9 protein-coding genes are annotated in these 13,306 nt (G+C 62.9%); 8 read left to right on the forward strand and 1 reads right to left on the reverse strand.

Translation table 11 applies throughout. The features are described from left to right. Positions 1–318 precede the first annotated feature (318 nt). The gene (locus ATE70_RS23645; RefSeq protein WP_058539950.1) at positions 319–1,347 is read left to right on the forward strand and encodes a D-alanine--D-alanine ligase family protein; all 1,029 of its coding nucleotides are present in this window, start codon (positions 319–321) and stop codon (positions 1,345–1,347) included. Continuing rightward, a complete protein-coding gene (locus ATE70_RS23650; protein ID WP_082639443.1) occupies positions 1,344–2,204 on the forward strand; it encodes an NTP transferase domain-containing protein in 861 nt (286 codons plus the stop codon). Before ATE70_RS23645 ends, ATE70_RS23650 begins: the two co-directional genes overlap by 4 nt. Here ATE70_RS23650 and ATE70_RS23655 read toward each other — a convergent pair. Then, positions 2,125–3,567, reverse strand: a complete 1,443-nt coding sequence (locus ATE70_RS23655; protein WP_058539951.1) for an 8'-apo-carotenoid 13,14-cleaving dioxygenase — start codon at positions 3,565–3,567, stop codon at positions 2,125–2,127. The genes ATE70_RS23650 and ATE70_RS23655 overlap by 80 nt on opposite strands. Before the next feature lie 85 nt (positions 3,568–3,652). On the opposite strand from ATE70_RS23655, the gene ATE70_RS23660 reads away from it, so the two are divergent. From ATE70_RS23660 to rpoB, 6 genes are all read left to right on the forward strand, one after another. Then, on the forward strand, positions 3,653–4,258 hold the full coding sequence (locus tag ATE70_RS23660; protein WP_058539952.1) for a TetR/AcrR family transcriptional regulator: 606 nt from the start codon (positions 3,653–3,655) through the stop codon (positions 4,256–4,258). An 89-nt stretch (positions 4,259–4,347) separates the two neighbouring features. Then, positions 4,348–6,132, forward strand: a complete 1,785-nt coding sequence (locus ATE70_RS23665; RefSeq protein WP_058539953.1) for a sensor domain-containing diguanylate cyclase — start codon at positions 4,348–4,350, stop codon at positions 6,130–6,132. 352 nt (positions 6,133–6,484) lie between these two features. Beyond that, a complete protein-coding gene (locus tag ATE70_RS23670) occupies positions 6,485–7,723 on the forward strand; it encodes a hypothetical protein (protein ID WP_058539954.1) in 1,239 nt (412 codons plus the stop codon). 74 nt (positions 7,724–7,797) lie between these two features. Continuing rightward, positions 7,798–8,466 (forward strand): DUF4197 domain-containing protein, encoded by a 669-nt coding sequence (locus ATE70_RS23675; protein WP_058539955.1) that lies wholly within the window; start codon positions 7,798–7,800, stop codon positions 8,464–8,466. A gap of 123 nt (positions 8,467–8,589) precedes the next feature. Continuing rightward, positions 8,590–8,814 (forward strand): hypothetical protein, encoded by a 225-nt coding sequence (locus ATE70_RS25330; RefSeq protein WP_058539956.1) that lies wholly within the window; start codon positions 8,590–8,592, stop codon positions 8,812–8,814. Positions 8,815–9,081: 267 nt separating this feature from the next. Continuing rightward, positions 9,082–13,260 carry a DNA-directed RNA polymerase subunit beta gene (gene rpoB / locus ATE70_RS23685; RefSeq protein WP_058539957.1) on the forward strand — a complete coding sequence of 1,393 codons (4,179 nt, stop codon included), beginning with the start codon at positions 9,082–9,084 and terminating at the stop codon, positions 13,258–13,260. The last annotated feature ends 46 nt before the right edge of the window (positions 13,261–13,306 follow it).

Genomic DNA, 13,306 nt, shown 5'->3' on the forward strand with positions numbered 1-13,306 from the left:
GGCGGGGCGGGAGAGGGCGATATTTCTTGTCATAGTGAAGGACGAACGAGCCACCTGCCGAAAATGCTGCTCGGGCAATGTGATTTCCGGGATGAGCCGTGGCTGCCGAACGGCGCGGCGAGGATTCAGGTGCAGCTGGTCGTGCAGCGACACCATTTTTGCGATCGGGCGGACCGGTGCAACCGATCGCCCGGCCGGTTCCGCGAGCGCGCATTTCCAAGGGCATGCGCTTCAATATGACAGGGATTTTGCGTTTTGGTGTCGCGCGGGTCACCAATTCGTCATTCCGGCGCAATCTCGGCGTGATCAAAGCCGCGCATGAAAACCAGCAACCTTGCCCCGACCCGGCTGCCGAACCATTTGCGCGAAACGCAGCGGCTTCTCTTCATCGCCAAACATGCGCGCTGGACCGGCGGACTGCATGCCGATGACGGCAATCACGCGCCCTACCACCGCGAAATGCGCGAAACGCTCGAGGGGATCGGCATCGAACTGCTGATCGCCGACAGCTATGCCGCGCTGTTCGACCGGCCCGCCGCCGACTTCGTCTTCCCGCTGCTCAATCGCGGCGGCTTCTTTAATTCGGAAATGCTGCTGCCCTTGCTCTGCAACCAGCACGGCCTGCCGTACCTTGGCGCCTCGCCGATCGTGCGCGGGCTGTCCGACGACAAGCATCTGACCAAGCTCGAGGCCGCGGCGCGCGGCGTGCCGACCGCGCCCTGGGTGCTGTTCCGCCGCGGTGCGCCCGTCGACGTGTCGCGCTGCCCGCCGGCGCGGCGCTGGGTGATCAAGCCGAACAACAGCTCCGCGTCGTGGGGCGTTCGCGACGCGCACGACCGCGTTCAACTTGCGCAGGCGGTCGCCGAAATCCACGCGCTCGACCATGATGCGCTCGTCGAACCCTTTATCGACGGCAGCGACATCGAAGTGCCCGTGATCACGCTCGATGGCGAACCCGCGATGCTGCCGATGATGATTTTCGAGCAGGACGATCCGACGCAGCTGCGCACCTATCAGGAAAAGCGCGACCTCGTCGGCAGCGTCGGATATCGCATCAAGCGGTTCGACGATCCGGCGATCGCGGCGCAGATTATCGACTATACAGAGCGAATGGCGGACATATTTCGTCCGTTCGATTATGGCCGGTTCGAGTTTCGCGTCGATCACACGACCGGCGATGTCCGGCTGCTCGAGGTCAATCTCAACTGCAATCTCTGGTCCGAAAAACTGTTCTCGCGCTCGGCCGTCGCGGCGGGCTTCTCCCACGCGGCGCTGATCGAAACGATCGTCGCCGAAAGCATGCTTCGCCAGATTGCGCCCGCCGCGGCGCGGCGGAACGCCGCATGAGCGGTTCGATCCTGATCCTCGCCGGCCGCCGCCCCGGGGCGGTCGATGCGCTCGCCGAGGCATATGGCGTCGGCGACAAATGCTTTGTGCCGGTCGCCGGCCGGCCGATGATCGCGCATGTCCTGGAAAGTGCGGCCGACAGCAATGCGCGGCAGGTGTTCGTTTCGACGCATCATGCGGCGCTGCTCGCTGAATTGAACGACCCGGTGGTCGACCTGCTCGGCGACCGGCTGATCGTCGTTCCCGCGGCCGATAATCTGGCGGATTCGGTTCTCGCGGTCGCGGGCATGGCCAGCTTCCCGCTGCTCGTCACGACCGCCGACAATTGCCTGCTGACCCCCGCGACGATCGCCGAGATCGAAGCCGAGGCGACGCGGCTCGGCGCCGATGCCGGGGTCGCACTGGCGCGGCGTGAGGATGTGCTGGCGGTCCATCCCGAAGGCCAGCGGCGTTTTTACGAGTTTTCCGACGTCGCGGTATCGAACTGCAACGCTTATTGGCTCGGCCATCCGAACGCGCTCCGCGCCGCAGAGGCGTTTCGCGGCGGCGGGCAGTTCATCAAGAAGCCGTTTCGCGTGATGCAGGCATTCGGCCTGATCAACCTGCTCCGTTTCCGCTTCGGGCTCGGTCCGATCCACCGCATCTTCCAGCGGATTTCGCGCCATCTGGACGTCGAAATCGCCCCGCTGCTGGTGAGCAACGGGGCGACGGCGATCGATGTCGATAATGAAAGGTCGCTGCGCGTGACCGAGGCGTTGATGAAGCGCCCCGATATCGTCAATCCGCGACCCAGTTCCCGTGAAAGCCGGGGGGAACCCGGTGCGGCAGGTGCACAACAGCTTGCGGTGACCCGCTAAAGTCGTCGGCGTTGAGGATGACGAGCGCGGTCGTCTCGTCATTCATGTTTACGACCAGCCCGATCAGCCAACCGTCGTCCTCGGCGCCGCTTTCGCTGCGCGGGACGAAGACGAACTCGCCCGGATGCCGGCCGGGGCCGAAATCGTGGATGGCGGTCGTGCCCTTGTCCAAGTCGTGCTTGAACAGCCGCGTGTCGGCGAGCGCCCATTCGGCCGATTTCCCATCGGGGATCGCGATCGTATAGGCGTAGCGATAGGGCTTCGTCGTCAACCGTTCGTCATAGCGCGGGAATTCCTGCGCATGGTCGTGGATGACGGTGCGGGTGGTCGTTCCGGCGACCGGATCGATCGTCCAGCGTTCCATCCGCGACTTTTCGCTGTCGGGGCCACGTTTCGAAATCGCGAACATCGTCTCATGCGCGACGACGTCGACGATCACCTTGCCGTCACCGGTTTCATAGGCGTTGGCGGGGTGGAAGACATAGCAGGGCTCGACCGGCACCCAGATGACGCTGTCGCCGCTGCCTTTCCTGGGGAGGAGGCCGACGCGCGCCCGATGATTATCGTTCCACGCATAGGGGAAGCGATAGCCGCCGAGCAGCATCTTCATCGAGAAAGTGACGGGCAGGTCGAAGACGAGCACGTAATTCCGGGTGATCGCACAGTCATGGATCGACGGGCCGTCGCTGACCGCAATCGCTTCCTCGCGAATGACATGGGCGTCCTTGTCGAGCACGACGTGCCAGACCTTGTTCGGTTCGTCGCCGCGATAGGTGATCGCGTGCATTTCGTCGGTGAGCGGGTCGTGATGCGGATGCGCCGTATAGGCGCCGGCCAATGTACCATCGAACGGGTTATGTGCGATCGTGTTCAGTTCATAGCCGAGCTCGACGGGCTTGCCGCCGGCTTCGACGATGGCGAAGGTGCGGCCCGCAAGGCCGACGACATTGGTGTTCGGCGCGTCGTTACCGTCGGCGCGCGGGCCGGGGGGCAGTTCCTCGCCGAGCACTTCGCAGGCTTCTGCGCCGCGGACCCAGCGATTGCGATACCAGTCGGCCTTGCCGCCTTCGATGCGGATGCCGTGGACCATGCCGGCGCCGGTGAACCAGTGGTAGCTGGCGGGATCGGGGGCGGCCGCCGGGTTCGGCCCGTTGCGCAGGTAACGGCCGGTCAGCGCGGCGGGGATCTCGCCCTCGACGCGCAATTGCTCCAGCGTGACCTCCTCGGTCATCGGCTTGTGGATGCCCGTCAGGAACGGGTGCGCGTCGGTGGGGCGGGGCAGGCGCTTGCGGTTGAAGTCGGCAACCTTGCCGATGCCTTTCACGACCGCACCGCGGATCAGGGTTTCGACGTTGCTTGCCATGATATTGCTCCTTACGGATGTTGGAGAAGCGCCGCGGGGCGGGGGGCTTGTGCGGACGACTCGATATGTTTACAGTGACAACATTATGGCAAGCAAAGATAACAGTGTCAACATAAAAAGCGACGGCGCGAAGGCGGCGGGCGCTTATCATCATGGCGACCTGCGCGCGGCGGTGATCGCGGCGGGGCTGAAGCGGCTGGAGCAAGGCGACGGCGCCGAACTCGGGCTGCGCGCGCTGGCGCGCGACGTCGGGGTGAGCGCGACCGCGCTGTACCGGCATTTCCCCGACAAGGAGGCGCTGCTTGACGCGCTCGCCGACGAAGGGCTGCGGCGGCTCGGCGCGCTGCAGGCGCAGGCGTGGCTGAAGGCGGGCGGCGCGGTTGCGGGGTTCAAGGCGACGGGTATCGCTTATGTCCGCTTCGCGCACGACGAGCCGGCGCTGTTCCGGCTGAGCTTCACGCGCCAGATGTCCGAGCGCAAGGAGGGCGGCGATGGCGGCGAAGTTGCCTATAATCTGCTCCGCGCCGGGGTCGGCGAGGCGCTTCCCGGCGCCCGAGACCCCGATACCGCGGCGCTCCATGCGTGGGCACTGGTGCATGGCCTCGCGATGCTGATCCTCGACCGGCGCATCGAATGGGACGAGGCGAAGGTCGCCGAAGTGGTCGGGCTGACCTTTGGCGGGGTCGGCTGAGGGCCGCCCGATCGTGTGGCGCGACCGGGGGGCAGACACAGCCGGCATAATTTAGCGGTTTCTTTTCCGGTTTTTGGTTATCTGGGCGCATGACCCGGTCGCTGCCCCCCAGAGTCGAAGCGATCTTTTGGCTCCTGCTGACCGCAACGGGATATTTCCTGCTGGCCAGCCTGTCGCTGTATGCGACCAAGGGAGCAGACAATATCGCTGCGGTGTGGCCGCCCAGCGGCTATTTTCTTGCCCTTCTCCTCCTCATGCCCGCGCGCTGGCGGATCGCGTCCTTCACTGGCATGGCGGCGTCCAGCATGGCCGCAAACATGCTCGGCGGCACGGCGTTCGCGATGTCGGCCGCCTTCGTTCTCGCCAATGGCGTCGAGGCGGCCGTCGCGCTGTGGCTGTTGCGTCGGCGCGAACCCGGCGAACTATCCTTTACGGCGCCGCGCGATGTCGTGCGTTTCTGCGGCGCTGCGCTGGCTGCAAGTTTCGTTGGCGCGGGCATAGCGACACTGTCCGCCGGCACCGGCTTCGATTTTTTCCTGTCCTGGCTGACGACGGTCGCGCTCGGCATATTGATCGTCACCCCGCCGATTGTCATGCTCGCGCGGCTTATCGTGTCGAATGCGTTCAGCAATGCGCCGGCCGGCATGAAAACCGAAGCGACGGCGATATTGACGGGTGCCGCCGCAATCACGGCTATCTGCTTTTCGCAATCGCAGTTTCCGGTCAATTTCCTGCCCTATGTGGCGGTCATTGTCGCATCCTACCGCCTCGGGCCGTTCGGCGCCGCCGCCGGCATATTGATTGTCACGATCATCGCTTCGTTGCTGACGGCGCAGGGTTTTGGCCCGATCGCGGCCATCGACGGTGAGCCGAAGGTCAAGATATTCTTCCTGCAATTCTACCTGCTGTCGATGCTGGTCGTCGCGCTGCCGCTCGCCGCGTTGCTCGTCGTGCAGCGGCGGCTTTCGAGGCGGCTCGAGCAGAGCAACCGCTGGCTGCTCCAGGCCGAGGCCGCGGCGCTGGTCGGGCATTGGCGCGTCGACCTGGTCCATTGGACGATCACATGGTCGGATCAGAGCTATCGCATACACGGACTGGAACCCGGCATACCGGTCGACGTCGACTATAGCGTCAAACAATATGTGGCCGAGGACCGGTTGGCGGTGCGCAAGATTTTGGCGGAGGCCGTGCGGACCGGCCAGCCTTTCGAATTTCAGGGACGGATATTGCGCGCCGACGGCAAGATCAGGCACGTCAAATCGCACGGCTCGATCGAAACGGGCCGGGGCGGCAAGGCGGCCGCTATTTTCGGCACCGTCCAGGACGTGACGGAAACGGTCGAAAATGCCCGCATTCTCGAGGCAGCGCGCAGCGCGGCCGAACGCGTCGCCAATACCGACATGCTCACCGGACTGCCCAATCGCCGCCACACGCTGGCGTCGCTCGAAAAGGCGCTCGCCGGCGCGCGCGACCATGGTGCGCCGCTTGCCGTCGCGATTTTCGATATCGACCATTTCAAGCGGATCAATGACGCGCATGGTCATGCCGTCGGCGACGATGTGATCCGCCGCGTCGCCCAGCGCGCCAAGGCGGCGCTTCGCGACGCGGACATGCTCGGCCGCATCGGCGGCGAGGAGTTCGTCTGCATCCTCCAGCGGTCGAGCGCGCAAGCTGCCGAAATCGTCGCCGAGCGCGTCCGCAAGGCGGTCGAGGCCGGAACCGCTGCCGAAGACGACCTCCCGAACGCGACGATCAGCGTCGGCTTGGCGGTCTATGACGGCGAAGCCGACGTCGAGGAACTGCTGCACCGTGCCGACAAGGCGCTCTATGTCGCCAAGCGCGAAGGGCGGAACCGGCTGCGCAGCGCGGCCTAGTATCGGGTTTCGAGCGAAGGGGCTGTTCCCCCGCACCGTTTGTCGGCGAACGCTGTTCGCGGCTGCCGAAATCAGGGCAAAATCCTTTGGAGATTCCAGCACTTCCTTGCTAGGCGCGTTCCATCCAAAATGCGGGGGCGGGATGTTAAATTACAGAGCTTTTCGGACGATTGCGGCTGTCTCAATCGTCGCTATGGTTTCAGGATGCGGAGGGGGTGGAAGCTCGAGCGGCGGGGGTGCTGTCACAGTCCCACCGACGCCCACCCCCACTCCGACGCCAACTCCTACTCCCACGCCCACGCCAACCGGCTCGGTTTTCTCAGTGGGGGCCGGTGCAGCGATCATTGGTACTGTGACGTTCGATTCCAACAAGAATGGCGTATTTGGCGACGTTATCCCGTCCGGTGATACCGTGTTCAGGGACGTGTATGTGTACTCCAACACATCCGGCCAGTTCGGTCCGGTGACGATCGACGGTAACGACGGCAAAGAAGTGACGGTGAACCCGACCGAGGCAATGCGAGCCGTCGGCGTCGACATGCTCAGCGGATACTATCTCGCGTATCTCTCTGCTCCGAAAGGCGCGACCAACCTGTCTCCCGTCACGACGTTGCTCCGGTCCATCGACGATGATTTGGTGGCAGCGAACACCGGCCTGGGCCTGAGCGCTCGCGAGATATCGAGCTTTGCAGCAGTCGCCGCGATGTCGAGCAACAATGCCGACACCGCAGCGCTCGGGAGACGGGTCACAGCGTATAATCTCAAGCTTTCCGCCTTGGCTCCGCTGAGCCGACCATCTGATCAGGGCGTGCAACCCGATTCCAGCATTATTTTTGACACCTTTCAGGCAACAATCGGCGAACAGTTCCGATCGGGAAGAGTGGATCTGAATAACGCATCGGCGATCCGCTCGCTTCTCGAGCATATGCCTCTGACGACGAGGTTCGCTTCCCCGGATGCCCGTCGTGCCATTGCAGATCTCCTTGCGAGATATGGTTCCGCAGTAGACCAGTATTTGACCGAACCGCGGCGTGCAGCCGACGTTCAGCATGGTTATCGGCTTGTGGTGCTGCCCACGATCCTCGACGTCATCATGGGGCGCAATTCAACCGCCGATGCGGATTCAATTACAATTGAGTCGATGCTGACCTCGTTTCGCGAGTTCGCGGAGATCCCCGCCCCGAAAATCGAAACGCGGCCATATTCCTATTTGCCGGTATTGGTCTTGCACAGTCTTGTGGCTGTTACCGACTTGCGATCGATCGACCGCATCGCGTTAAGTGGAATTGTTACTCTTCGTGCGGATTGCTCGCTGGGCAATGGCAATAATTCCCCGCCCTTTTGCAATGATAGCGGGATATCGGGCATTGGAATTGTCGGGGTCGACCGGAACGAGCTGAAGGTGACTTCGATCCGCGTACCAGACAAATTTTCAGGGCGGCTGAGCGTTTCTCTCGCGCCAAGTGGTGAAATCACGCTTCGACGGCTGAACGGGACGGTGGGGCTTGTCTGGTTCGAATATGATGTCGCCCATACTGGCGGACTGAAGGCTACCGGACGGACGTATGTTCGACTGGGCTTATCCAACTAGGTCGGTTATTCTCCGGCAACGGAGCTGTTGGTTCGCCTGCTTGTCATCGAACGCTGGGCAGTGGAGATCGCATCATGGAATCGGACGAAGCAATGATGGCGCGGCGGATGCTGCTCATCGGCGCGATCGGGGCGTTCGCTTTGATCCACGCGCCGTGGGCGATGGCGAAGCTGCCGAAGAGTGGGGTGAAGGGGCTGATCGCGGGTGCGTCCGACGGCGCGCTCGACAAGCTCGCGGAACCGGGCGCCTTTTATCGCGATACCGCAGTGCGCATCCTGCTGCCGGGTGCCGGCGGAAAACTGGCGTCGAAACTCTTTGGCATGGGCGACAAGCTGGGGCTCACGAGCAATCTGACCAAAAGCCTGAACGACGCGGGCGGCAGGGCTGCGGGCGAGGCGAAGCCGGTGTTTCGCGCCGCGATCGACAATCTGCGCTGGACCGACGCGCCGGGGCTGGTGACGAAAAACGATGGAGCGACGCGCTATCTGCAGACGAGCGCGGGCAGCATATTGTTCACCAAAGTGTCGCCGCTGATCGGATCGGCGTTGGAAAATGTCGGCGCCTATCGCCAGCTCGACCAGCTGTCGAAGGGCAACCAGCTGATGGCCTCGGCCGGGCTGACGCGCGACGGGCTGACGCGGTCGGTGACCGAACAGGCGCTCAAAGGCATTTTTCATTATATGGCAGGCGAGGAGGCGGCGCTGCGGCGTAATCCCGCGGCGTTGTTGAAGGGGGTGTTTTAGGCGGCGACGGCTAACGACCGATTGCGGACACGTTCTAATTGCCATACGTCTTCGAGAACGACGTATAGGGTAATCTCAAGAGTGACTTGGCTGAAACGATACCACGATCGCCTCATAACTGAGATGGAGCGCGACCCGCCGTGGAGCGGCTACGGTAAACTGGAATGTCTATGGCCGATTTTTTTGGGCGGAGGCATCATGTTTACGTTCGAATATGCAACCGGGATCAATGTCCACAACACGTTTTGGGTTGTGCCATTTTTGCTGCCCGGTGTGGTCTGGTATCTTTACCTCACGAAACGCTTTGTGCTCACGCTCGCCCGGCAGTTGCGATCGCCGCGAGCCTAAGTTGCCTCGTCAGCTCTCCACCCCTTGCTGTCGTTCATCTCATCACTTCGCCGCGGTCCCGTTGACAGCGCGTCCACCCAATCCTATATCGCGACCTCACCCCATCGTCCGAGATAGAGCCTGACTTTGCGCAGCGGGCTGTACGGATAGGTCGGCGGGGATTTCGACAGGCGTGGAAAGCTGCGGTAAACCGGCAACGGTTGCCTGCGGCTTTTTTCGCGTCGAAGCGCTCGCGATTTTGATTTTTGACAGGCGAGACAATCACTTATGGCGACCAAGGCGAAGTCGGTGGGCAAGGCCCTCGAAGCAACCGCAAGCAAGCGAATCCGTAAGCTGTTCGGCAACATCCACGAAGCGGTGGAGATGCCCAACCTCATCGAGGTGCAGCGCGAATCCTATGAGCAGTTCCTGCGGTCCGACCCCTCGGTCGGCTATGTTTCGGGCCTCGAAAAGACGCTGCGCAGCGTTTTTCCGATCCGCGATTTTGCCGGCACCGCCGAGCTCGACTTCGTCCATTACGAACTCGAAGCGCCGAAATATGACGTCGAGGAATGCCGTCAGCGCGGCATCACCTATGCAGCGCCGATGAAGGTCACGCTGCGCCTGATCGTCTTTGAAGTCGACAGCGAAACCGACACCCGTTCGGTCCTCGATATCAAGGAGCAGGACGTCTACATGGGCGACATGCCGCTCATGACCGAGAACGGCACCTTCTTCGTCAATGGCACCGAGCGCGTTATCGTGTCGCAGATGCACCGTTCGCCGGGTGTGCTCTTCGACCATGACCGCGGCAAGACCCACTCGTCGGGCAAGTTCCTGTTCGCCGCGCGCGTGATCCCGTATCGCGGTTCGTGGCTCGACTTCGAATTCGACGCCAAGGACATCGTCAACGTCCGTATCGACCGCAAGCGCAAGCTGCCGGTCACCAGCCTGCTGTACGCGCTGGGCATGTCGGGCGAGGAAATCCTCAACCACTTCTATGACCGCCTCGTCTTCGAGCGCGCCGAAAACGGCTGGCGCGTGCCCTTCATGGTCGAAAACTGGCGCGGCGCGAAGCCCGCGTTCGACGTCGTCGACGCCAAAACCGGCGAAGTCGTCTTCGCTGCCGGCCACAAGATCAGCCCGCGCCTTGCCAACAAGGCGGCGAAGGACGGTCTCGACACGCTGCTGATCCCGACCGAGGAAATCTTCGGCCGTTACAGCGCCTATGACCTCATCAACGAGTCGACCGGCGAGATCTACATCGAGGCCGGCGACGAAGTGAGCGCCGAGAATCTCGAAAAGATCGACGCTGCGGGCATCGACAAGCTCGTCCTGCTCGACATCGACCACAACAACACCGGTCCGTGGATCCGCAACACGCTGAAGGCCGACAAGGCCGAAGATCGCGACCAGGCGCTTTCGGACATCTATCGCGTGATGCGCCCCGGCGAACCGCCGACGCGTGAAACCGCGGAAGCTTTGTTCGGCGGCCTGTTCTTCGATCCCGAGCGTTACGACCTGTCGGCCGTGGGCCGCGTCAAGCTCAACATGCGCCTTGGCCTCGAAGCCGAGGACACGGTCACCACGCTGCGCAGCGACGACATCCTCGCCGTCGTCAAGGAACTGGTGAACCTGAAGGACGGCAAGGGCGAAATCGACGATATCGACAACCTCGGTAACCGTCGTGTCCGTTCGGTCGGCGAACTGCTCGAAAACCAGTATCGCGTCGGCCTGCTCCGCATGGAGCGCGCCGTGAAGGAGCGCATGAGCTCGGTCGACGTGTCGACCGTGATGCCGAACGACCTGATCAACGCGAAGCCGGCCGTGGCAGCGGTTCGCGAATTCTTCGGCTCGTCGCAGCTCTCGCAGTTCATGGACCAGACCAACCCGCTGTCCGAAGTGACGCACAAGCGCCGCGTGTCGGCGCTCGGGCCAGGCGGTCTGACGCGCGAACGTGCGGGCTTCGAAGTCCGCGACGTTCACCCGACGCACTATGGCCGTATCTGCCCGATCGAAACGCCCGAAGGCCCGAACATCGGTCTGATCAACTCGCTCGCGACCTTCGCACGCGTGAACAAGTACGGCTTTATCGAAACCCCGTACCGCAAGATCGTCGACGGCAAGGTCACGACCGACGTCGTCTATCTGTCGGCGATGGAAGAGCAGAAGCACACGGTTGCGCAGGCGAACGCCGATCTCAACGACGACGGCAGCTTCATCGACGAACTGATCTCGGCGCGTGAAGCGGGCGAGTTCCTGATGGCCCCGCGCGATCAGATCACGCTGATGGACGTGTCGCCGAAGCAGCTGGTTTCGGTCGCGGCGTCGCTCATTCCGTTCCTGGAAAACGATGACGCCAACCGCGCGCTCATGGGATCGAACATGCAGCGTCAGGCTGTGCCGCTGATCCGGGCCGAGGCTCCGGTTGTCGGTACGGGAATGGAAGAAACCGTTGCGCGCGATTCGGGCGCAGCCATCGCGGCGCGCCGCGGCGGCGTGATCGACCAGGTCGACGCGACGCGTATCGTCATCCGTGCGACCGATATGGTCGAACCCGGCAAGTCGGGCGTCGACATCTATCGTCTCCAGAAGTTCCAGCGTTCGAACCAGAACACCTGCATCAACCAGCGTCCGCTGGTGAAGGTGGGCGAGATCGTCCGCGCGGGCGACATCATCGCCGACGGTCCGTCGACCGAACTCGGCGAACTGGCGCTCGGCAAGAATGTGCTCGTCGCATTCATGCCGTGGAACGGCTACAACTATGAGGACTCGATCCTCATCAGCGAACGCATCGTGAAGGACGACGTCTTCACCTCGATCCACATCGAGGAATTCGAAGTCACCGCACGCGACACGCGCCTTGGCCCCGAAGACATCACGCGCGACATCCCGAACGTCGGCGAGGAAGCGCTGCGCAACCTCGACGAAGCGGGCATCGTCTACATCGGCGCCGAAGTCGGCCCGGGCGACATTCTGGCCGGCAAGATCACCCCCAAGGGTGAATCGCCGATGACGCCGGAAGAAAAGCTGCTGCGCGCGATCTTCGGTGAAAAGGCCAGCGACGTGCGCGACACCTCGCTCCGCCTGCCGCCGGGCGTGTCGGGCACGGTCGTCGAAGTCCGCGTCTTCAACCGTCACGGTATCGACAAGGACGAGCGCGCGATCGCGATCGAACGCGAAGAGATCGAGCGTCTGAAGCAGGATGCCGACGACGAGCGCGCGATCCTCAATCGTGCGACCTTCTCGAGCCTCAAGGAACTGCTCATCGGTCAGGCGACCAGCGCGGTGCCGAAGGGTCTGAAGAAGGGCGACGTCGTCACCGAAGAGATGCTCGTCGACCTCGACCGCGCCGACTGGTGGAAGCTGGCCGTTGTCGAAGACAATGCTCAGGCCGCCCTCGAAGCGATCAAGGCGCAGTATGACGACGCGATCAAGCGGATCAGCGCGAAGTATGAAGATCGCGTCGAAAAGCTGCAGCGCGGCGACGAACTCGCCCCGGGCGTGCTCAAGATGGTCAAGGTCTTCGTCGCGGTGAAGCGCAAGCTGCAGTCGGGCGACAAGATGGCCGGCCGTCACGGCAACAAGGGCATCATCAGCCGCATCCTGCCGATCGAGGACATGCCGTTCCTCGAAGACGGGACGCACGTCGATTTCGTGCTCAACCCGCTGGGCGTGCCGTCGCGCATGAACGTCGGGCAGATTCTCGAAACGCACCTCGGTTGGGCATCGCGCGGCTTCGGTCGCACGATCACCGCGGCGCTCGAGGATTGGCGCATGGCGAACCCCGACCCCGAGGCGGGAGCCCCGCCCGAGGCGGTACGCGAAGCGCTGCTTCACGCTTATGGCGATGAATATGCGGACGAGATCAAGGCGCGTACCTCGGAAGAGGTCGTCGATCTTGCCTCGAATCTTTCGGTGGGTGTGCCCTTCGCGACCCCGGTGTTCGACGGTGCGCGCGAAGGCGACGTGTCGGCGATGCTGGAACGCGCCGGTCTCGACCGGTCGGGTCAGGTCGATCTGTACGACGGCCGCACCGGCGACCGCTTCGACCGCAAGGTGACGGTGGGATATATGTATATCCTGAAGCTGCATCACCTTGTCGACGACAAGATTCACGCGCGTTCGATCGGGCCGTACTCGCTTGTCACCCAGCAGCCGCTGGGCGGTAAGGCGCAGTTCGGTGGCCAGCGCTTCGGTGAAATGGAAGTGTGGGCGCTGCAGGCTTATGGCGCGGCGTACACGCTTCAGGAAATGCTGACGGTGAAGTCCGATGACGTGATCGGCCGCACCAAGGTCTACGAAGCGATCGTCAAGGGCGACGACACCTTCGAGGCCGGCATTCCCGAAAGCTTCAACGTGCTCGTCAAGGAAATGCGCTCGCTGGGCCTCAATGTCGAACTGTCTTCCTATGCGGAAGAAGATCCCGACAATCTCCCGGATGCCCTTCCCGAAGCCGCCGAATAATGATTTTCCTCACCCCCTTCGCCTACGGCGAGGGGGGAAGAGTGGA

This window comes from Sphingopyxis sp. H053, from assembly GCF_001468225.1.
Taxonomy (GTDB): Bacteria; Pseudomonadota; Alphaproteobacteria; order Sphingomonadales; family Sphingomonadaceae; genus Sphingopyxis.

Excerpts from the sequence above, each read along its gene's own strand:
- ATE70_RS23660 (WP_058539952.1), top strand. The coding sequence starts at position 3,653 with ATGGCAAGCAAAGATAACAGTGTCAACATAAAAAGCGACGGCGCGAAG.
- ATE70_RS23665 (WP_058539953.1), top strand. The coding sequence starts at position 4,348 with ATGACCCGGTCGCTGCCCCCCAGAGTCGAAGCGATCTTTTGGCTCCTG.
- ATE70_RS23655 (WP_058539951.1), bottom strand. The coding sequence starts at position 3,567 with ATGGCAAGCAACGTCGAAACCCTGATCCGCGGTGCGGTCGTGAAAGGC.
- ATE70_RS25330 (WP_058539956.1), top strand. The coding sequence starts at position 8,590 with ATGGAGCGCGACCCGCCGTGGAGCGGCTACGGTAAACTGGAATGTCTA.
- rpoB (WP_058539957.1), top strand. The coding sequence starts at position 9,082 with ATGGCGACCAAGGCGAAGTCGGTGGGCAAGGCCCTCGAAGCAACCGCA.
- ATE70_RS23645 (WP_058539950.1), top strand. The coding sequence starts at position 319 with ATGAAAACCAGCAACCTTGCCCCGACCCGGCTGCCGAACCATTTGCGC.
- ATE70_RS23675 (WP_058539955.1), top strand. The coding sequence starts at position 7,798 with ATGGAATCGGACGAAGCAATGATGGCGCGGCGGATGCTGCTCATCGGC.
- ATE70_RS23650 (WP_082639443.1), top strand. The coding sequence starts at position 1,344 with ATGAGCGGTTCGATCCTGATCCTCGCCGGCCGCCGCCCCGGGGCGGTC.